12 protein-coding genes and 2 pseudogenes are annotated in these 21,716 nt (G+C 34.7%); 11 read left to right on the top strand and 3 right to left on the bottom strand.

The annotated features are described in order from the left end of the window. Both ON07_RS04240 and pfkA read left to right on the top strand, forming a co-directional pair. Positions 1-4,359: translocation/assembly module TamB domain-containing protein (locus ON07_RS04240; RefSeq protein ID WP_010228449.1), on the top strand; the 4,359-nt coding region annotated here is incomplete at its 5' end. Positions 4,360-4,652: 293 nt separating this feature from the next. Continuing rightward, positions 4,653-5,639, top strand: coding sequence for a 6-phosphofructokinase (pfkA, locus tag ON07_RS04235; protein WP_010228448.1), 987 nt, complete (start codon positions 4,653-4,655; stop codon positions 5,637-5,639). A gap of 121 nt (positions 5,640-5,760) precedes the next feature. Here pfkA and ON07_RS04230 read toward each other — a convergent pair whose 3' ends face one another. Both ON07_RS04230 and ON07_RS14515 read right to left on the bottom strand, forming a co-directional pair. Then, positions 5,761-6,141 (bottom strand): RidA family protein, encoded by a 381-nt coding sequence (locus ON07_RS04230; RefSeq protein WP_010228447.1) that lies wholly within the window; start codon positions 6,139-6,141, stop codon positions 5,761-5,763. A gap of 14 nt (positions 6,142-6,155) precedes the next feature. Further along, positions 6,156-8,822: pseudogene (locus ON07_RS14515) on the bottom strand (putative LPS assembly protein LptD). A gap of 181 nt (positions 8,823-9,003) precedes the next feature. Here ON07_RS14515 and ON07_RS04220 point away from each other — a divergent pair. The 8 genes and pseudogenes from ON07_RS04220 to bshA all read left to right on the top strand — a co-directional run bounded on the left by ON07_RS04220 (position 9,004) and on the right by bshA (position 18,062). Continuing rightward, positions 9,004-10,131 carry an N-acetylmuramoyl-L-alanine amidase family protein gene (locus ON07_RS04220; RefSeq protein ID WP_010228446.1) on the top strand — a complete coding sequence of 376 codons (1,128 nt, stop codon included), beginning with the start codon at positions 9,004-9,006 and terminating at the stop codon, positions 10,129-10,131. A 55-nt stretch (positions 10,132-10,186) separates the two neighbouring features. Then, positions 10,187-11,137 (top strand): MlaD family protein, encoded by a 951-nt coding sequence (locus tag ON07_RS04215; RefSeq protein WP_010228445.1) that lies wholly within the window; start codon positions 10,187-10,189, stop codon positions 11,135-11,137. 8 nt (positions 11,138-11,145) lie between these two features. Then, a pseudogene (locus ON07_RS14510) lies at positions 11,146-12,487 on the top strand (4Fe-4S dicluster domain-containing protein). A gap of 93 nt (positions 12,488-12,580) precedes the next feature. Next, a complete protein-coding gene (locus ON07_RS04205) occupies positions 12,581-13,372 on the top strand; it encodes a (Fe-S)-binding protein (RefSeq protein WP_010228443.1) in 792 nt (263 codons plus the stop codon). 131 nt (positions 13,373-13,503) lie between these two features. Then, positions 13,504-13,989 (top strand): hypothetical protein, encoded by a 486-nt coding sequence (locus ON07_RS04200; RefSeq protein WP_010228442.1) that lies wholly within the window; start codon positions 13,504-13,506, stop codon positions 13,987-13,989. A 7-nt stretch (positions 13,990-13,996) separates the two neighbouring features. Beyond that, the gene (locus tag ON07_RS04195) at positions 13,997-16,918 is read left to right on the top strand and encodes a glycoside hydrolase family 3 N-terminal domain-containing protein (protein WP_010228441.1); all 2,922 of its coding nucleotides are present in this window, start codon (positions 13,997-13,999) and stop codon (positions 16,916-16,918) included. Positions 16,919-16,921: 3 nt separating this feature from the next. Beyond that, on the top strand, positions 16,922-17,344 hold the full coding sequence (locus ON07_RS17005; RefSeq protein WP_237708860.1) for a glycosyltransferase: 423 nt from the start codon (positions 16,922-16,924) through the stop codon (positions 17,342-17,344). Beyond that, the gene (bshA, locus tag ON07_RS14505; RefSeq protein ID WP_237708859.1) at positions 17,238-18,062 is read left to right on the top strand and encodes an N-acetyl-alpha-D-glucosaminyl L-malate synthase BshA; all 825 of its coding nucleotides are present in this window, start codon (positions 17,238-17,240) and stop codon (positions 18,060-18,062) included. The genes ON07_RS17005 and bshA overlap by 107 nt, the downstream gene beginning before the upstream one ends. Before the next feature lie 43 nt (positions 18,063-18,105). On the opposite strand, the gene ON07_RS04185 is transcribed toward bshA, so the two are convergent. Further along, entirely contained in the window at positions 18,106-18,600 is a 495-nt protein-coding gene (locus ON07_RS04185; protein ID WP_010228440.1) for a hypothetical protein, read from the bottom strand. A gap of 138 nt (positions 18,601-18,738) precedes the next feature. Here ON07_RS04185 and ON07_RS04180 point away from each other — a divergent pair, with 138 nt between their 5' ends. Next, positions 18,739-21,648: an FAD-binding and (Fe-S)-binding domain-containing protein gene (locus tag ON07_RS04180; protein ID WP_010228438.1), complete on the top strand. Its 2,910-nt coding sequence runs from the start codon at positions 18,739-18,741 to the stop codon at positions 21,646-21,648. Positions 21,649-21,716 lie beyond the last annotated feature (68 nt).

Raw genomic sequence — 21,716 nt, 5'->3', positions numbered from 1 at the left:
TTTTCTATCCCTGCCGTACAAACCTCGGTGGCAAAAAAGATAACAAATTCCATACAAGAACGTTCAGATGTTGACGTTTCTGTTGGAAGAGTTAGTCTCTCTTATTTTGGAAATGTTAAATTGAATGAGGTTCTTGTAAAAGATCACCATGCAGATACGTTGCTTGATATACAGGAATTTAGAACTTCAATTCTTGGAGTTTCTAATTTGCTTGCAAACAATCCCAGTTTGGGAAGTTCTACTGCCGAAGGTTTTATATTTAAAATGAAACGCTATAAAGGGGAAGATTCAGATAACCTAAGTATTCTTCTTGATAAGCTGAAAACTGAGCCTACCGGAGAGCCTAAAAAACAATTCAAACTTAAGGTTCGGGATATTTTTATTTCTGAAGGCTACTATAGCTACGTAGATGAAAATATCACGTATCCAGAAGTTATAGTTTTGGATAAACTTGAATTACAGGCTGAATATCTTGAGGTAGTAGATCAAGATTTTACGGTGAGTATAAATTCTTTGCAAGCCGAAGAAGGACGTGGAATGGATATTCTTGACCTTCAAACAGATTTTTCTTATTCTCCTACAAAGATGGATCTGAAAGATTTCTTGTTAATTACACCATATTCCAGATTAGATGGTTCTATAGAAATGACCTATACTCTTCAAGATTTTTCAGATTTTCTAAATAAAGTTAAACTTAAAGCATCTTTTAAAGACTCTAACATTTCCACCAACGATCTAGTAAATTTTTATGCTCCTTTTGGCAGTAATCAGAATATACAGTTATCTACAGATTTAGAAGGAACGTTAAATGACTTCGATCTAAGAAATTTAGAGCTTAAGGGAATGGATAGAAGCCGAATTGATGGTTTTGTAAACTTAAAAGGAGCATTTTCTGAGGAGATGAATAACTTTGTGCTTACCGGAGATTTTAATGAGTTGGCTTCTAATTATTACGATTTAGTAAACCTTTTACCGAGTATCTTAAAAGAAAAACTACCAGTAACACTTCGTGAATTTGGTAATTTAAGACTTACAGGAAGAACAATCGTGACTAAGAATTCTTTAGATGCCGATGTTTTTATAGACACGCAGCTAGGGAGTGCAAAGGCAGATTTTGTAATGAATAATATAAGTAGCAGCAGGAATGTAAATTATAAAGGAAATCTGGTTTTTAATCAGTTTAATATAGGCCGACTTTTAGATAATAAAGATTTGGGGAAAACCAGTCTCAATCTTAATATAAATGGAAGTGGATTCACTCAAGAATCTTTAAATACCCAAATCCGCGGAAAAATATCCAGACTAAATTTTAAAAATTATACGTACTCGGATATCAGCATTTTGGGGAATGTAAGAAATTCGGTGTTTAATGGAAACTTCAATTCCAACGATCCGAATTTTAAATTGGAATTTAATGGACTGGTAGATATTTCGAAAAAAGTAAATGTTTACGATTTTCAAGCATCCATAGCCTACGCAGATTTAAATGAACTAAATCTGATTACTCGGGATAGCACTTCAATTTTGAAAGGAGATATTCTAATTAACATGCAAGGGAATACCTTGGATAATGTTGCAGGGAAAGTGTTGTTATTAAACACTTCCTATCAAAACCAGAACGACCTTTATTATTTTGATGACCTAGAAGTTAATTCCACTTTTGATGCGGAAGGTGTTAGAACGATTGCGGTTAATTCTCCGGATGTTATTAATGGTCAGGTTACTGGAAAATTTAAAGTTTCTGAAGTAGGTTCGTTAATAACAAATTCCATTGGTAGTATATATACCAATTATAGACCTAATGTAATTACAACCGATCAATATCTGGAATTTGATTTCGATATTTATAACAAGATCGTTGAAGTATTCTTTCCAGATGTCGCCTTAGCTCCAAACACCTTTATTCGAGGAAGAATAGAATCTGATGAATCTGAATTTAAGCTCACTTTTAAATCCCCAAAGATTGAAGCTTTTGGGAATATGATGAAGGATATTAATATTCAGGTAGATAATAACAACCCTATTTATAACACATTCGTAGAAGCAGATAGTGTTTCAACCAAATACTATGATTTTTCAGAGTTTAGCCTTATTAATGTGACCTTGCGAGATACGTTGTTTATTCGTTCAGAATTCCAGGGAGGAAAAAATAATAAGGACGTATTCAATCTTAACTTTTATCATACGATTAACGAACAGAATAAATCTGTAGTTGGAGTACAACGATCGGACGTGAAATTTAAAGACAATCTTTGGTTCTTAAATGAAAATAACAACCGAAGCAACAAAATTGTCTTCGACAATAAATTTAATGATGTAATGATAGATTCTTTGGTGTTGAGCCATAATCAGGAGTTCATTAGACTAAACGGGAATTTACGAGACAGTACGTATAAAGATTTTAAAATAGCTTTTGAAGATGTAGATGTCGGGAAGATCACCCCGGATATAGATAGTCTGGATTTTGCCGGAACTTTAAATGGAAAGCTGAATTTGCTTCAGGAAAAAGGAACTTATTACCCAAATACATCTTTAACTATCCAAGACCTTTCTGTGAATGATAATCTTTTGGGGAACTTAAAACTAGATGTAGAAGGAAAAGGTGATCTCTCTTTTTATAATATAGATGCCACCTTAACCAATAAAGGTTTTGAATCCTTGAATGCACAAGGAGGGATTAATGTGGGCAGCAATCCAACTATAGATCTGGATGTTAATCTTAGAAAATTTAATATGGCTGCTTTTAGCGCATTAGGAAGGGATGCCATAGATAATATTAGAGGATTTGCTTCTGGAGATGCAAAGGTGGGTGGCAATTATAAAAACCCTGATATTACCGGGAAACTTACTTTAGAAAAAGCCGGACTTCGAATACCTTATTTAAATGTAGATGTAGATTTCAAGGAAAATGCAACGGTGAATCTTACTCAGCAACAATTCAATTTCGATGAAATAGAAATCGTAGATACCAGATATAAAACTTCAGGAATTTTAGATGGAATCATTTCTCATAAGAATTTTAAGGAATGGTTTTTAGATTTGAGCGTAACCAGCGATAGATTGTTGGTTTTGGATACGGAAGCCACTGAAGATGCCTTATACTATGGAACGGCTTTTATAGATGGATTTGCAAGTATCAAAGGGCCGACAGATGAGTTGGTTATAGATGTAAATGCTTCTACGGCAAAAGGGACTATTTTTAAGATCCCATTAAATGATACCGAATCCATTGGGGATAACTCGTATATCCATTTTTTAAGTCCTGAAGAAAAAGCCTCACGTCTTGCTGGAATACCTATTCAAATTCAGGAAGTAAAAGGCTTAGAATTAAATTTCGATCTGGATATTACCAATGATGCCGAAGTGGAGGTGGTAGTAGATCAGACCAGTGGAAGTACCTTACGAGGTCGTGGAGCAGGAAACTTATTACTGGAGATTAACACCAATGGTAAGTTTAATATGTGGGGAGATTTCGTGGTATATCAAGGAGTGTATAATTTTAAATATGCCGGTCTTGTACAGAAGGTGTTCCAGGTGCGTTCCGGAAGTAGTATTAACTGGGATGGAAATCCTACCCAAGCACAACTAGACGTAAGTGCGGTGTATGAGGTAAATGCGAACCCTGCAGTATTATTGGAAAACCCATCAATTAATAGAAAAATACCTGTAGAAGTTGTTATTTTATTACAAGGACAAATTGCGCAACCCGATATCACATTTAATGTGGAATTTCCTAATGCAAGTTCGGTAGTGCGTTCAGAATTGGAATATAGAATTAGCGATCGTGCAAGCAGGGAATTACAGGCATTATTTTTAGTTACCCAAGGATCATTCTATAGTGAGTTTGCTATAGGTCAAAATGCTATTACCGGAAACCTTGTTGAAAGAGCTTCTTCTTTGGTGAATGATATTTTCGCCGATGAGGATGGTAAATTCCAGGTTGGAGTGAATTATGTGCAAGGAGATCGTACTCCAGACCAGCAAACAGTAGATAGATTCGGATTGACGCTCTCTACACAAATCACCAATAGAGTGCTTATAAATGGGCAAGTTGGAGTTCCTGTTGGTGGTGTAACAGAATCTATTATTGTGGGAGATGTAGAAATTGAATTTTTACTGAATGAGGATGGAAGCCTGCGAGCTAAGGTTTTTAATCGAGAAAATAATATTCAATTTATTGGAGAAGAAATTGGTTTTACACAAGGAATCGGACTTTCCTATTCTGTAGATTTTGATACTTTTAAAGAATTGATTAGAAAGATCATGAATAAAGAAATTGTAAAATCTGTTGAAGAAAAAGAGCAAGAAGAATCTGCTAAATCTTTGGCTCCGGATTATATAGTCTTTCCAAAACAATAAGGTCTCTGCACTAATTAATTATTTTTAGATAATACAGTTAATTTGTTCCGTTTTGTCTGTTCGAGCGCAGTCGAGAACTTTTTATTTAACAAGGAGGTTTCGACTATAGAATGTATTTAGTGAATTCAAAATGCTCAACTTGACATACCTATTACAAATTATAGTATTGATACAAACATAACTACTGACCTCTATAATTTTTCAGCAATCTCAATTAAATTTCATTCATATAAATACAAAGGCTTCAAGAATTTCGATAATACTTTGTAATTTTAAAATTCAAGATTGATTTTATGAATAAAACTATCAAGCGAATAGGAGTATTGACCTCTGGAGGGGATTCTCCGGGCATGAATGCTGCAATTAGAGCCGTTGCCAGAGCATGTGCCTATTATAAAGTTGAATGTGTTGGCTTTTACCGAGGATTTCAAGGAATGATTGATGGGGACTACGTGGCGATGGATGCCAGAAGTGTAAGAAATATTATTTCCAGAGGGGGCACCATATTGAAATCTGCAAGATCTAAAGAATTTCTCACTTCTGAAGGCAGAAAAAAAGCAGCGGATAGTTTAAAGGAAGCTAAAATTGATGCCATGATCTTAATTGGAGGAGATGGAACTTTTCGTGGAGGGAAGGTTTTTAGCGAGGAACATAACATCCCTGTTATAGGCGTTCCGGGTACTATAGATAACGACATTTTTGGAACTAATTACACGATAGGTTACGATACTGCCTTGAATACAGTGGTAGAGGCAATAGATAAGATTAGAGATACTGCCAGTTCTCATAACAGATTGTTTTTTGTAGAGGTTATGGGCAGGGATGCCGGTTTTATAGCATTGAATAGTGGCGTTGGAGCAGGAGCAGAGGAGATCCTGATTCCGGAGGAGGATCTGGGATTAGAACGATTATTAGCTTCTTTAGAGCGAAGTCGAAGATCTGGTAAAACATCTAGTATCGTGGTTGTTTCTGAAGGAGATAAAACCGGAAAAAATGTATTTGAATTAGCAGCCTATGTCACTGAAAACTTACCGGATTACGATTCGAAAGTAACAGTTTTAGGACATATTCAGCGTGGTGGAAGTCCCAGTTGTTTCGATAGAGTTTTGGCTAGTAGATTATGTGTAAAAGCAGTAGAACTTCTATTAGATGGAAAAAGAGATTTGATGGTAGGTCTTGTTAACAATCAAATAGAATCCTGTACGCTAGAGAGTGCTCTCAAAGAAAAGCATGATATTAATAAGGATCTATTAAGAATCTCCGATATTTTATCTACCTAATATTTGGCGGATACATAGAGTGAATAGATTTCGAAGTCACCAGAAATAACTCTTTTTTAAAGACGGCTTATTAAATTCAGTAAAGTGCAAAATCTTCAAGCTCCGATGCTTTTAAAAAAGATTATTTAGAAGCAATCACACTAATTTCAACATTTACAAATTTAGGAAGGTTTGCAACTTCTACAGTTTCTCTTGCAGGTGCAGTTTCTGCGTCGAAATAACGAGCATAGACTTCATTTATCTGTGCAAAATTATTCATATCACTTATAAAGATTGAAGACTTTAAAACATGTTCGAAAGTCATTCCGGCTTCGGTAAGAATTGCTTTTAAATTTTCCATCACTAATTCTGTTTCAGCTTGAATAGAATCTGTAATTAAATTTCCTGTTTTTGGATCAATAGCAATTTGCCCGGAGGTATAAAGCATATCTCCATTTAAAACTGCCTGATTGTAAGGCCCAATAGGAGCAGGAGCGTTGGAGGTATTGATTATTTTTTTCATAATAAATTTATTAATTACAAGCTTCTATCCGGTTCACGGCGCTTGTCGTATTTAATATCGCTTAGTACTGAAGATTTAATTCCGATAAAGAAATTCCAGGAACTTCTATCACTAAATGGTATCCAGTTAAAACTCATTCTCCAACTATCTAAATCTCGCTGAAATCTTAAAGTAGTATAGGTAAATCCTTGATCTTTAATATCGAAACCAGAAGAGCCACCTATCACCCATTTTGGAGCAATCTCTATATCTCCAGAAAACATTATAGAGTGGGAAGAAATCTCATTTTTCCGGGCATTATTACTATAGGTCATTGTATATGCAAGCCTTAGATCCCAAGGGATCTTGTAGTTATACCATTCATTTTTCTTTTTTATCTTCTTGCTTATCAAAAACATCATCTTCTTCGTTATAAATCTCTCCATCTATATTGGTAGATTTTCCAAACAAATCATCAGGTCGACCTCCATTTCTAAAGGTTTCATTATCGAGTTCATCCTTATTTTCACCATTTCCATCAAAATCTTTACTGGAAAGGGAATACCCAAAACTAACATTGGCTGAGGTCATTCTAAACAAACTCCCTCCATTATTAATATTTAGTTTATCAACTCTTCTATTATTATTGTCTAGCGCATAAATGTCCAGATTTGCTCCAAAATTTATATCTAATTTATTCTCTACAACTGGAATACTACCACGCATGCTTATTGGAGATAAACTTAGCGAATCGGCTGCTAAATTATAAGCGGTACTAACGCTAAAATTGTTCAATAATTTAATCTTTTTAGCTTCAGTGGCAGTACTATCTTTATCTCTTACTTTTACTTCCAAAGTATTACTTACAGACAATCCAATAGAACTAGAAAATCGCTGACCAGGTGCACCAAATAACGAGCCTTGAAATCTGGTATAATCTACGACTTGAACTCTAGTTGGGTCTAATTCATCTATTATCTCATACTGATCGTAATATTGGTCGAAGCCCGGATTAATATTGTAACTAATGGAAGGTCTCATTACATGACGAATGGCTTGAATCTTTTTATCGTCTCCAAAATTTTTCATACCATAAATAGTAGTTCCCATACTGGTACTAAAATTGTAGGTTCTAAAGGAATCGAAACCGTCTATGGTATCTATTTCTACAACTCGATTCTCCTGGTCATAAGAACGCTCAAAAGTCTTAAAGACCCAATTTTCCTGGTAATTAGCATTGGCGCTCACACTTAGGTAGTTCAATAGCTTAAAATTGGTAGAAATAGGAATGCTGTGCTGTGCACCAAAATTAGCATCTCTAAACATTTCCGGTTTTAGAAACAAAGAATCGAAGGTTTGAATTCTATTCTCTCCTCTAAAATTATATTGAAAATTAATATTCTCTATAAAGCCTTTTTTTTGCACCTAATTTTGGGGCTAAAGGATATATTCTTGAAACACTTCCTTGAACAGTAGGTAGTGTCATATTTATAGCTCCGGTATTACTGTTTTGGGTATGAGTAGCGGCCACACTTACATTTACCTGTGGTTCTCCCTGAAATGTCTTTGAGTATGATACTGACGAACTTAAAGTATTATTCAAAAAACTAGAGGAGTTAATTTGGTTGATGGATTCTTGGTAATATGTACTACTTCCTAAGTTTACAGAAGCAGAAAATCTAGAACTAGGACTGGACTTGGTATCTTGAGAGTGGCTCCACCTTAAATTATAAACAGAACTCTGTGAAAAATCCGGGAATCCACGCTCACTACTTAGTAAATTCTCGTATCTAAAACTTAAATTCCCACGGAACTTATAGCGCAAAGCATAACTGGATTCCAACCGTAAACCATAACTCCCATTGGTATAATAATCTCCCAGCGCTAATAAATCTACATAATCGCTAATTGCGAAATAATATCCTCCATTTTGTAAACTATATCCTCTGTTATTACTTTGTCCGAAAGACGGAATAATAAACCCGGAGGTTTCCTCTTCGGTTAAAGGGAAATATCCAAAAGGAAGCCCTAAAGGCGTGGGAACATCTGCGATATACATATTCACCAAGCCTGTTACAATTTTCTTTTTAGGTACAAATTTTATTCTTCTTGCATAAAAGTAATATTCTGGATCCTCTTCATTTTCAGAAGTGGTAAATCTTACATTTTGCATAAAATAAACCGAATCATTTTCTCTTTTAGTTACTTCTCCTTTAACCTTAAATGCACCTTCTTCAGTTTTGGAATTATAAACAAGTGCTTTTTTAGATTTAAAGTTGAATCTTATAGAGTCTGGCCTTACCGTATTTTGCGCTTGAGTAAAGATTGGAGTTTGGGAATAATTACCTAAAGAATCTGGGATTCCAAAAGCATAAACCTCGTTTTTTTTCGTTGTCCAAAATAATTAGCCCTGCCGTAATTACCATGTCACCGTAAGTAATTTGTGCCTGATCGTATAAATACATTCTATTTTCTCTCGGACTCAAACGCATATAATCCTCAGCTTTGTAAGCTACAACGTCTGTTAGTAAAGAAGATTTTTTCTTTAGAGTGTCCGTTTGTATTGCAGTTGGGTTTAATTTGGTGGTAGCAGTAGCGAGAGAATCAGAAACTGTTACTGTACTATCTCTCTGTGCATTAATGCGAACTTCCTCTTTTGTTTTTACTTCTTGTGCTTGAGATAATACTGGAAATATCAGCATTAAAACAATTGTAAAAAGAATATAAAGTGAGTTTGTCTGCAATGCTATATGTGCTATTTTTGTAAAGAGTGGCTTGCTTTTTGAATAGTCAAAATTACATATATTTTTTTTAGCTTCCTTTTGGGAATTTAAAAAAACTGATCATTAAAATAATTGCTCTAACACAATCGTTAACTTACATATGAAATCTAGTAGTCTTAAAGTTATAATCTTTTTATTTACAGGTATACTAATATCTGCTTCTACACCTAACAAAAACTACACCGAAAAATCCAAATTTGTGGTGGTGCTCGATGCCGGCCATGGTGGAAAAGATCCAGGCAATATGGGGAACGGTTATAAAGAGAAAGATATTGCCCTTAATGTTGTGCTTAGAATTGGAAAGGAACTAGAAAAGGACAGCAATATAAAAGTGGTCTACACTAGGGATACAGATGTGTTTATTCCCTTGGAAAAAAGAGGAAAAATAGCTAATGATGCGAAAGCAGATCTGTTTATATCAGTTCATTGTAATTCTCATAATTCTCAGGCTGAAGGAACCGAGACTTTTGTATTAGGAATTCATAGAAATTCAACAAATTTTGAAGTTGCCAAGCGAGAAAATTCCGTAATATTTCTTGAAGAAGACTATGAAGTAACCTACGAGGGTTTCGATCCTAACTCTCCAGAATCTGCTATAGGAATGACAATTATGCAAGAAGAGTATTTAGATCAGAGTATATTATTAGCAGATTTTGTTCAAAAAAAATTCACAAACGATTTAAAAAGAAAAAACCGTGGGGTAAAGCAGGCGGGATTAATTGTTCTCCACCAAACTTATATGCCAAGCGTTTTAGTAGAAATTGGTTTTCTAACTAATAACGAGGAGGGTAAATTTTTAAATGGTACCAGTGGTCAAAATAAAATGGCTGATGCTATTGTAGATGCGATTAAAGAATATAGTCACAGTATTAATCTTGGTGTATTAGATAATTTAGAAAAAAACACATCTGCCGAGATTACAATTAAGGAAAATAAGATCGAAGAATTTAAGGACAATTATGAAGGGATTACCTTTAAAGTACAATTAGCCGCTAGTTCTAAAAAATTAGAACCTAAATCTTCGAACTTTAAAGGTCTTACACCTGTTTTTAGAGAGAAAGAGGGGAAGTTGTATAAATATTACTTTGGTGCGACCTCTAGCTATTCTCAAATTCAAAGTTTACATGAAGAAGCAAAATCCAAGGGTTATAAAACCAGTTATCTGGTAGCTTTTAAGGATGGCAACAAGATTACAGTTAACAGCGCGTTAAAATCACAAGCCAAATAGCCGTACTTTCCTATATTTATTTCTAAATTTGTACATATCTAAAAAAAAATTACTTTTGAAATATAATAAAGAGGTTAAAACAGGTATCCTAGCAATTATAGCCATCGCAATATTAATTTTTGGTTATAGTTTTCTTAAAGGTAAAAATCTCTTAGACTCCAGCCGTAAATTTCACGCAGTATATGCAGATGTGGAGGGACTTTCTCCATCATCGGCAGTTACCATTAACGGACTTAAGGTTGGTCAGGTTAATAAAATAGACTTTTTAGATGGCACCGGAATTCTTTTGGTGACTTTTAGTGTGGATAGCGATTTTAAATTCTCAAGAAATAGTTTAGCTCAAATTTATGGTGGTGGTTTAATAGGAGGGAAGTCTCTTGCTATTGTACCGGATTATGAATCTAAACAAATGGCTAAAACGGGAGATACTCTACCAAGTGATATTGAAGAAGGTATTATGGAACTGGTTAATGAGCGTCTTACACCGCTTCAGGTAAAAGTTGAAAGGGTAATCGTAAGTGCCGATTCTTTGCTAACTGCGGTTAATCAAGTTTTAAATCCGGAGACTAGAAACAATATCGCAGCTACGTTCGATGATTTATCGGAAACAGTTAGATCTTTCAAAAATACAGCACAGTCTCTAAATGGAATTGTAGCAGGTAATTCTGAAAAATTAGATAGAACTTTTACTAATTTGGATGAGATGTCCGGGAATTTTAATAAGTTTTCAGATACCTTGGCTCAGGTGGATTTAAAAGGAATGACTCAGAATTTAGAAAATGTAATTGCAGATTTTGAGCAGCTATCAAGTAATTTAAACGATGGAAAAGGAACTGCTGGGAAGTTCTTGAATGATGATAAGGTTTATAACAACCTAGATAGAGCTACTAAGCAACTGGAACAGTTGCTTCAAGATTTAAAATTGAATCCTAAACGATATGTTCATTTCTCTTTATTCGGCAAAAAACCGGGATCATATCAAGCTCCAAAAGATTCTTTAAAATAGAATAACATATGCAACTTATTGCTCAAATTGCCTTTCTTATTGTCCTAGTGGCAGGCATCGCCTTTTTTTACATTTAATATTAGACGCGTAATTCGCAATATAAAATTAGGTAGAAAAGTAGACAGGTCTGATAATCCCGGAGAACGCTTTGCTAAAATGGCAAAAGTAGCAATGGGTCAGTCAAAAATGGTAAAAAGACCATTTTCCGGTTTTTTGCATATTATTGTATATCTAGGCTTTATCATTATTAATATTGAAGTTCTAGAGATTCTTATAGACGGTATTTTTGGTACTCACAGAATCCTTTCTTTTTTAGGCGCTGGATATAATTTTTTAATAGCCACTTTCGAAATTTTAGCTCTTCTAGTGCTTTTAGGTGTTATCATTTTCTGGTTGAGAAGAAATGTTACCAATATATATAGGTTTTTAGGGAACGAGCTGAAAGGTTGGCCTAAGAATGATGCCAACTATATTTTATATTTCGAAATGGTTTTAATGATTCTTTTCTTAACCATGAATGGAGCCGATTATCAATTGCAACTTAATGGTGCAGATCATTATGCACAAAATGCAGGAATCGCAGGTTCTTTTCCCATAAGTCAGTTTTTATTGCCTTGGTTTGAAGGTTTTAGCAATGCAACTCTTATAATAATTGAAAGAACCGCTTGGTGGTTACACATTGTTGGGATTCTAATATTTCTTAATTATTTATACTATTCCAAACATTTACATATTCTCTTAGCATTTCCAAACGTATATTTATCGAAGCTTACACCTCAGGGAGAGTTCGATAATCTTGAAGCGGTAACTAATGAGGTTAAGTTAATGATGGATCCGGATGCCGACCCTTATGCGATGCCTGCGGAAGGTGCCGAAGATGAAGTTCCTGAAAAATTTGGAGCTTCAGATGTGATGGATCTCAATCAAGTACAACTTTTAAACGCGTATACCTGTACAGAATGTGGTAGGTGTACTTCAGAATGTCCAGCAAACCAGACAGGTAAAAAATTATCTCCGCGAAAAATCATGATGGATACTCGCGACAGACTTGAAGAAGTTGGTAACATTATCAATAAAAAAGGAAGCTTCGAGGATGATGGAAAGCAATTACTTGATAATTATATTTTAAGGGAAGAGCTTTGGGCTTGTACTACTTGTAATGCATGTGTAGAGGCTTGTCCCATAGGGATAGATCCATTATCTATTATTCTAGATATGAGAAGATATTTGGTGATGGAGCAAAGTGCTGCACCATCAGATCTTGCAAATGCAATGACCAATATCGAAAATAATGGCGCTCCATGGCCTTATAATCAGATGGATAGATTGAATTGGGCTAAAGAAAATTAGATTGAACTGAAGCTTCAAGTAAAGTAAGATAAATTATTAAAGATTAGATTCTTATGTTTTTATAGGAATCACTAAAGTATAAAAGTTTTTAAAATGGCAGAAGCAATTAAAGTACCTACAATGGCAGAATATATGGCTCAAGGAAAAAAACCTGAGGTCTTATTTTGGGTGGGTTGTTCTGGAAGTTTTGATGATAGAGCTAAGAAGATTACTAAAGCTTTTGTGAAATTATTACATGAGGCTAAAGTAGATTTTGCAGTATTGGGAACTGAGGAAAGCTGTACCGGAGATCCTGCTAAAAGGGCAGGGAATGAATTTCTGTTTCAGATGCAAGCCGCAACTAATATTGAAGTGCTAAACGGGTATGAGATCAAGAAAGTAGTAACTGCTTGCCCTCACTGTTTTAATACTTTAAAGAATGAATATCCTGCTTTAGGAGGTAATTACGAGGTGATGCACCATACAACCTTTTTAAAATCTCTATTAGAAGAAGGAAGACTAAAAGTTGAAGGTGGTAAATTCAAAGGAAAACGTATTACTTTTCATGATCCTTGTTATTTAGGCCGCGCAAATAATGTATATGAAGCGCCAAGAGATCTTCTTAGAAAATTAGAAGTAGAGCTTGTAGAAATGCGTAAATGTAAAAGTAACGGACTTTGTTGTGGTGCTGGAGGTGGGCAAATGTTTAAAGAGCCGGAACCAGGAAATAAAGATGTAAATATCGAGCGTACCGAGCAGGCAATGGAAGTTAAACCTGAAATTATTGCAGCTGGATGTCCATTTTGTAACACGATGATGACAGATGGTGTAAAAGGTAAAAATCAGGAAGGTAAGATCGAGGTGATGGATGTTGCTGAAATGATTGCAAACGCTCACGATCTCTAATATTTCTGCATAGAATATTATTCGCAATAATTTAACTAATAAATTGGTGTTAACTTCATCATTTTAGTGGTACTATATTTGAAGCTATCCCTTTAAAAAAGTAGCTTTGTAAAAATATAACACCACAAAATATGCTTGTACCTTTTACCGAATTACCGGATTCTTCAAGAGTTTGGATATATCAGTCAAATAGATCGTTTTCAGATTTAGAACTTCAGGAAATTACTTCTAAATTAGAAGACTTTATTACGCAATGGACTGCACACGGAGCTAATCTTAAGGCTTCTTTCGAAATAAAATATAAACGTTTTATCACATTAGCTCTAGACCAGCAATTAAATGCTGCTACAGGTTGTTCTATTGATAGCTCTGTAAGGTTTATTCAGGATTTAGAACAGAAATACAATGTAGATCTTCTGGATAAAATGAATGTGAGTTATAAGCAAGGTGAGTTCGTGGCGTATAAAACCTTGACTGATTTCAGGAAAATGGCAAAGGAAAAAGCTGTTAGTAAGAACACTATTGTATTTAATAATTTGGTAACCAATAAAGGAGAATATTTATCAGATTGGGAAGTACCTGCATCAGACAGTTGGCATAATCGATTTTTAAATTAAATACCGAATGAGAATACCCCAATTTTATTCAGTTTTTTTAATCCTATTTTTCACCCTTAGTTGTTTCTCTCAAAATATTAATCCGCTTATTGCTGAAGATTATAAAGAGCAGAAAATATGGGTAGATAGTATTTATGAAAATATGACCGTACAGGAAAAAGTAGGTCAGTTGTTCATGGTAGATGTATTTTCCAATCAGAATGGGAAGAATATAGATAAAGTTCGTGAGCTAATAACAGAGTATCATATTGGTGGAATCATATTTTCAAAAGGCGGACCACAGCGCCAAGCAAAACTAAATAACGAATTTCAAGAGCTTTCTAAAACACCTTTACTTATTGGTATGGATGCAGAATGGGGTTTAGCAATGCGGTTAGATTCTACCTTCGCATTGCCTTGGAACATGACATTAGGAGCCATTCAGGACCTTAAACTAATAGAAGAGGCCGGGGCAGCTATTTCTCGTAATTCTAAAAGATTAGGGGTTCATATCAACTTCGCCCCGGTTGTAGATATAAATACAAATTCGCTAAACCCAATTATTGGAAATCGTTCTTTTGGAGAGGAAAAGATTAATGTTACCCTAAAGTCTGTTTCTTTTATGAGAGGGATGCACAAAGAGGGAATTCTTTCGAGTGCTAAGCACTTTCCCGGGCATGGAGATACTAAAAGAGATTCACATAAAACTTTACCAACAATATCATTTTCTAAAAGTAGATTGGATAGCATAGAATTATATCCGTTCAAAAAACTTATTGAAGAAGGAGTTTCCAGTATTATGGTTGCCCATTTAAATGTCCCTGGTTTGGAAACAGAAGAAACTATACCATCTTCTTTGTCGGCTACTATTGTAAATGATCTTCTGAAAAAAGAATTAAAATTTAACGGACTTATTTTTACAGATGCACTTAATATGAAAGGAGCATCGAATTACAAAAATCCAGGAGAAATTGACCTTGCAGCATTCATGGCGGGTAACGATATTTTATTGATTTCTGAAGATGTCCCTAAGGCTATCGATAAAATCACGGAAGCTTATAACGATGGGACTATTTCTGAAGTAAGGATGGCACATTCTGTTAGAAAGATTTTATTTGCGAAATATAAAGCTGGTTTGCATAACTATAAGCCAATTGATACTACGAATCTAATTTCAGAACTTAATACAGTTGAAGATTTAGCTCTTTATGATAAGCTTATAGAGAATGCGATCACGCTTATTAAGAACGATGTGGGCATTCTCCCGATAAAAGAGCTTGACACTAAAAAGATAGCCTATGTTCAACTAGGCGATGATGACGGTGCACCATTTTATCATCATTTATCTAAATATGTAAAGGTAGATTGGATTGAAGCTACTAAGTTGGATGAATTATTGGAAAAATTAAAAAATTATAATCAGGTGATCATTGGATATCATAAATCCAACGCCTCTCCATGGGCTAGATATGCCTTTTCTACGGAAGAATTAAGTTGGATTCATGAAATATCAAGAAATAACAATACTATTTTAGATGTATTTGCTAGACCGTATGCACTGATGGATCTCAATTCAAGCAGTAATATTGAAGGGATAGTAATGAGTTACCAAAATTCTGAAGCTGCTCAAAAGAAGTCTGCAGAAATTATCTTTGGTGCTTTGGGAGCAAAAGGAAGATTGCCGGTTAGTATTAGTGAAGAATTTCCTGCAGGAACAGGATATTACACTAAAAGTATAGACAGATTGTCTTACGGATATCCAGAAGCTGTAGGGATGAATTTTTATAAACTTCAAAAGATAGATTCTTTAATCAATTTAGCAATTTCAGAAGAAATGACTCCGGGATTACAATTAATTGTAGCCCGAAAAGGTAAGGTGATCTACGAAAGGAATGCAGGTTTTCATACCTATGAGAAAACCACCAAAGTAACCGACTCTTCAGTTTACGATCTTGCTTCTCTAACAAAGATCCTAGCGAGCTTACCCTTAATTATGGAACTTGAAGAAAAAGGCGACCTTAAGTTTAATTCCAAGCTTGGGGATTTAATGCCATTTTTTAAAGGTTCAAATAAGGCTAACATCAAATTGCAAGATATGCTGATGCATTACGCAAAGTTGAAACCTTGGATTCCATTTTATATTTCGACTTTAGATAAGGAAACAAAAGGCAGGTCGGTTAAATATTACCGAGAAGAACCTATGGATATTTACAATACTCAGGTTGCAAATGAAATGTTTATAAGAGACGATTTGCGAGATTCTATTATGGGAGTGATACGAGATAGTAAGTTGCAGCCCAAACAAGTATATAGATACAGTGATCTCCCGTTTTATATAATGAAATATTATATAGAAGATCATTACAAGACCTCCTTAAATTATTTAGTGAAAGAGCATTTCTATAAATCTTTGGGAGCAAATACCATTACATATTTGCCTTTAGCTAATATTGCTCCGGAGAGAATTGTACCAACAGAATATGATAAGCTTTGGAGAAAACAAGAAGTTTTAGGCTATGTGCACGACCAGGGAGCAGCTATGCAAGGTGGAATTGGTGGGCATGCCGGGTTGTTTAGTAATGCTACTGATGTTGCAAAAATTATGCAGTTGTATTTAAATGGAGGAACCTATGGTGGAAAAGAATATTTTAAACCGGAAACTTTAGATAAATTTAATACCTGTTATTATTGCGATCAAGACGTAAGGAGAGGTGTTGGTTTCGACAAACCTCAACTGGGGAAAGCGGGGCCTACCTGTGGTTGTGTTTCATTATCCAGTTTTGGCCATACAGGGTTTACCGGTACACTGGCTTGGGCAGATCCAGATAAAGAAATAGTCTATGTATTTTTATCTAATAGAACCTATCCAGATGTGAATAACCGAAAATTGATTAGAGAGGATATTCGAGAAAAAATACAAGAAGTTATATACGAATCTATAGATGATTAAATTATGAAAATAGGTATTGTTTGTTATCCCACATTTGGAGGGAGTGGAGTAGTGGCAACAGAGTTAGGTATGGAATTATCTAAGCGAGGTCATGAAATTCATTTTATAACATACAAACAACCTGTTAGATTGGAGCAACTAACCGGAAATATTAAATTTCATGAGGTTAATGTTCCGGAATATCCATTATTTCATTTTCAACCTTACGAATTAGCGCTCAGCAGTAAATTAGTGAATATGGTAAAGCTTCATAAAATTGAAGTTTTGCACGTGCACTATGCGATTCCACATGCGTATGCGGGATATATGGCTAAAAAAAATGTTAGAAGAAGAAGGAATATTCATTCCTATGGTAACCACGCTGCATGGTACGGATATTACTTTGGTTGGAAATCACCCTTTTTACAAACCAGCGGTTACTTTTAGTATTAATAATAGCGATGTTGTTACTTCCGTTTCTGAATCCTTAAAAGAAGACACGCTTAAACTTTTTAAGATTAAAAAGGAGATTGAAGTAGTGCCTAATTTTATTGATGTTGCCAAATTTAAAACTGGGTTTACAGATTGTCAGCGTACATTGATGGCAGATGAAGATGAAAAAATCATCTCTCATGTGAGTAATTTTAGGCCTGTTAAAAGAATTCTAGATATTATTAGAATTTATTATATCGTTCAAAAGACCATAAAATCTAAATTAATTTTGGTTGGGGAAGGTCCTGAAAGAGAAAAAGCCGAATATTTAGTTCAGGAATTAGGAATACAGGATAAAGTTGTATTTCTAGGGCAAAGTAATGAGGTAGATAAAATTTTATGTTTTTCAGATCTTTTCTTATTGCCTTCAGAAAAAGAGAGCTTTGGTCTAGCTGCCTTGGAGGCTATGGTAAATGGCGTACCAGTTATTTCTTCTAATAGCGGTGGTCTTCCGGAAGTTAATAAGGATGGAATTTCAGGCTTTTTAAGTGATGTTGGAGATATTGAAGAAATGGCTTCTAATGCTATAAAAATTCTAGAAAATAATACAACATTAGAAAAATTTAAGCTTAATGCCAGAGAGCAAGCAACAATATTTGATATCCACAAGATTGTGCCTATCTATGAGAAATTGTATGAGAAGGCAGTGATGGAAATAGAAAAGGCTGAATAGAATTTTAATTCCTTCAGCCTTTTTTATATATTTTTATGGAAACCTAGAATTGATATCTAAGTCCTAATGCGATATCCGGTGAAAAGTCATCTATTCTATCGTTATCGTTTATAAAACCTATTTCTGGTCTAAAGTCTAAAGAGATCAATAATGGAATATCAAAATTATATTCGATACCTATATCTCCCGCAAGAAATATAAATGTTTCATCTACATATCTATTTCTATCTTTAGAATCAATACTTCCAACACCTCCACCAGCGCCAACATACCAGTTAAATCCGCCTTCGATATTCCATACCCATTGGTATAATGCAGTTAATTTAAAAGAGTCATAATTATTTTTGTCGTTTCTTATACCAAGATCAAATTCTAATCTATTATTATCTCCACCTACTGCTCTTTGGTAGGAAACCTCCGCTCCATACCCATTTCCTCCACCAATACGCAATCCTAGCGCATTTTCAGATATAGTTTGTGCATTGGTAGCCAATGTTGCTCCCATTGCAAATAGTGTCATAAAGATTATTTTTTTCATGTTTTAATTTTTAAGGTTAATTCAGCAAATTTAAACGTTAAAATTGTTCTGAAATTGCTTCAAGTGCCAATGTATTGTTAATAATGATGAAAATGTTGTTAAGCAGTTCTAGGATTAATTTGTAATTTTAATGCAGCTATGAAAGAGAAATTATTAGAATTACAAAGCGCTCTCAAAGGGGAACTTTTGTTTGATGACCTACATAAAAGTTTATATGCCACTGATGCTTCAGTATATAGAGAAATTCCTTTAGCTGTTTGCACTCCAAAAAACAAAGATGATATTAAGATCCTGATAGGTTTTGCTACTCAAAATCATATCGGATTAATTCCTCGTACTGCCGGAACTTCCTTAGCGGGACAATGTGTGGGAAGTGGTATCGTGGTAGATGTTTCCAAACATTTTAATAAGATTTTAAAAGTAGACCTTAAAAAACGAACGGCCATTGTAGAACCCGGTGTTATTAGGGACGATCTAAACAGAGCCTTGGAGGAATATGGTTTGTTTTTCGGGCCAAACACTTCTACTTCTAATAGATGTATGATAGGAGGAATGGTTGGGAATAACTCTAGCGGAACTACTTCTATTAAATATGGAACTTCGCGCGACAAAACTCTTGGTTTAAAAATTATACTTAGCGATGGAAGTGAAGCAGATTTTCATGCGATTTCAAAAAAAGAATTTGACGGCCTTAATAAAGGAGCATCCTTAGAGTCTGAAATATATAAAAAACTGAACACCTTACTTTCTCCGTCTGCGGTTCAGGAAGAAATAAGAAAAGAATTTCCTTTAGAAACCATTCATAGAAGGAATACGGGATATGCACTAGACAGTTTAATTGATACCGAAGTTTTTTCTGAAAGTAATAAAGCTTTCAATTTATGTGAATTATTATCGGGTAGTGAAGGAACTTTGGCATTTACAACAGAGATCACCTTGCAACTCGATGTTTTGCCGCCAAAGTATACTGCGATGATTGCTGCACATTTTTCGAGTATAGAAAATTGTATGCTTGCGGTAGCTCCTGCCATGGAAAGTGATTTGTTTACTTGCGAAATGATGGACAAAGTAATTTTGGATTGTACGATTCAGAATTTAAAATATAAAGAGAACAGGTTTTTTATTGAAGGTGATCCCAAAGCGATTTTAATGCTTGAACTGAGATCTGAAAATCAAGAAGATTTGAATGATCAAATTCATATTTTATTAAATAGATTAGAAAAAACCAATCTCAGCTATGCGCTCCCTATTCTTTTAGACGAACAAATAGATAAAGCCTTGGAATTACGTAAAGCTGGTCTAGGTTTGCTAGGGAATATTATTGGAGATAAAAAAGCGGTGGCTTGTATAGAAGATACAGCCGTAGCTTTGCCGGATTTAGCCAATTATATTGCTGAATTCTCTCAGATAATGAAAAAGCATAAACAAGAAGCGGTGTATTATGCACATGCCGGTGCAGGAGAATTGCATTTAAGACCTATTCTTAATCTAAAGAAGGAAGAAGATGTAAAACTTTTTAGAGAGATCACAGAAGAGGTTGCTGTCTTGGTAAAAAAATACAGAGGTTCTATGAGTGGAGAACATGGTGATGGAAGATTGCGCGGGGAGTTTATTGAGTTGATGATTGGTGCTAAAAATTACAAATTGCTTGAGGAAGTAAAAGCTATTTTCGACCCTTACAATATTTTTAATCCGGGCAAGATCACCAATACTGTGCCCATGGATACTTTTTTGCGCTATGAAGTGGATAGAAAGGAACCGGAAATTGAAACCTTGATGGATTTCACTGATTCGCAAGGAATCTTAAGATTGGCCGAAAAATGTAATGGAAGTGGAGATTGCAGAAAATCTGTTGAAGCAGGAGGTACCATGTGTCCTAGCTATCGCGCTACTAAAAATGAAAAAGATAGTACGCGAGCGAGAGCAAATGCGTTGCGTGAATTCTTAACCAATTCAGAAAAACCTAACAAATTTGAACATGAAGAATTAAAGGAAGTGTTCGATTTGTGCATAAGTTGTAAGGGGTGTAAGAGTGAATGTCCTTCTAATGTGGATGTTGCCGCATTGAAAGCAGAATTTCAATACCAATATCAAAAATCCAAAGGAAAAACTTTAAGAAGCAAGGCCTTTGCCAATAATGCAAAGATGAATGGTTTTGCCTCCAAGGCCACCGGTATATCTAACTTTCTATTTACCAACACCTTAACTTCAGGAATTGTTAAAAAAGTGATGGGCGTAGCATCACAAAGAACCCTACCAAAGCTTTCTAAGCAAAGCGTTTGGGATTATTATATGAAAAACCAAACAGTTCTGAAAGATCCCATTAAGACTGTTTATTTATTTAATGATGAGTTCACTAATTATTTGGATGCGGAAATTGGAATTGATGCGTTCGAGCTCTTAACTAAATTAAATTATAAAGTAATTATCCTTAAGAATCCTGAAAGTGGTCGAAGTTATATTTCTAAAGGTTTTCTGGAGGAAGCTAAAGAAGTTGCGAATAAAAATATAGAACTTTTTACAGATTTAATTTCTGAAGAAACACCATTAATTGGAATAGAGCCATCAGCGATTTTAAGCTTTAGAGATGAATATCTCCGATTAGCTAATGATTCGGAAAAAGCCAAAAGACTATCTAGCAATTGCTTTTTAATCGAAGAGTTCTTAAAAAAAGAAATTGCTTTAGGGAATATAAAATCCAGTTCATTTACTTCAGAAGAGAAAGAGATAAAAATCCATACGCATTGCCATCAAAAGGCATTGTCTAACTCTGCATATACTTTTGATATTTTGAATCTTCCAGCCAATTATACAGTTCGAATTATTGCTTCTGGTTGTTGCGGTATGGCTGGATCTTTTGGATACGAGAAGGAGCATTATGAAATAAGTATGAATATTGGAGAGCAAAGTCTTTTTCCAGCGGTTAGAAAGTGCTCTTCAAAAACTATTATAGCAGCCAATGGAACTAGCTGTAGGCATCAGATCTTCGATGGGACTAAGAGAAATGCAAAGCATCCTGTCACGATTCTTAAAGATGCCCTTATTTAATCCTAATAAGCAGTTAAAATATGCATTGAGGCTCTTTAATACACTATATTTGCGCACTTTAACTTCTA

This window comes from Gillisia marina (assembly GCF_000258765.1).
In the GTDB taxonomy this organism is placed as follows: domain Bacteria; phylum Bacteroidota; class Bacteroidia; order Flavobacteriales; family Flavobacteriaceae; genus Gillisia; species Gillisia marina.
Note: the sequence above shows the minus strand (reverse complement) of the source record. Positions and strands in the feature narration are given on the sequence as shown.

Coding starts and splice junctions, on each gene's coding strand:
- pfkA (WP_010228448.1), top strand. CDS start 4,653: ATGAATAAAACTATCAAGCGAATAGGAGTATTGACCTCTGGAGGGGAT.
- ON07_RS04230 (WP_010228447.1), bottom strand. CDS start 6,141: ATGAAAAAAATAATCAATACCTCCAACGCTCCTGCTCCTATTGGGCCT.
- ON07_RS04220 (WP_010228446.1), top strand. CDS start 9,004: ATGAAATCTAGTAGTCTTAAAGTTATAATCTTTTTATTTACAGGTATA.
- ON07_RS04205 (WP_010228443.1), top strand. CDS start 12,581: ATGGCAGAAGCAATTAAAGTACCTACAATGGCAGAATATATGGCTCAA.
- ON07_RS04200 (WP_010228442.1), top strand. CDS start 13,504: ATGCTTGTACCTTTTACCGAATTACCGGATTCTTCAAGAGTTTGGATA.
- ON07_RS04195 (WP_010228441.1), top strand. CDS start 13,997: ATGAGAATACCCCAATTTTATTCAGTTTTTTTAATCCTATTTTTCACC.
- ON07_RS17005 (WP_237708860.1), top strand. CDS start 16,922: ATGAAAATAGGTATTGTTTGTTATCCCACATTTGGAGGGAGTGGAGTA.
- bshA (WP_237708859.1), top strand. CDS start 17,238: ATGTTAGAAGAAGAAGGAATATTCATTCCTATGGTAACCACGCTGCAT.
- ON07_RS04185 (WP_010228440.1), bottom strand. CDS start 18,600: ATGAAAAAAATAATCTTTATGACACTATTTGCAATGGGAGCAACATTG.
- ON07_RS04180 (WP_010228438.1), top strand. CDS start 18,739: ATGAAAGAGAAATTATTAGAATTACAAAGCGCTCTCAAAGGGGAACTT.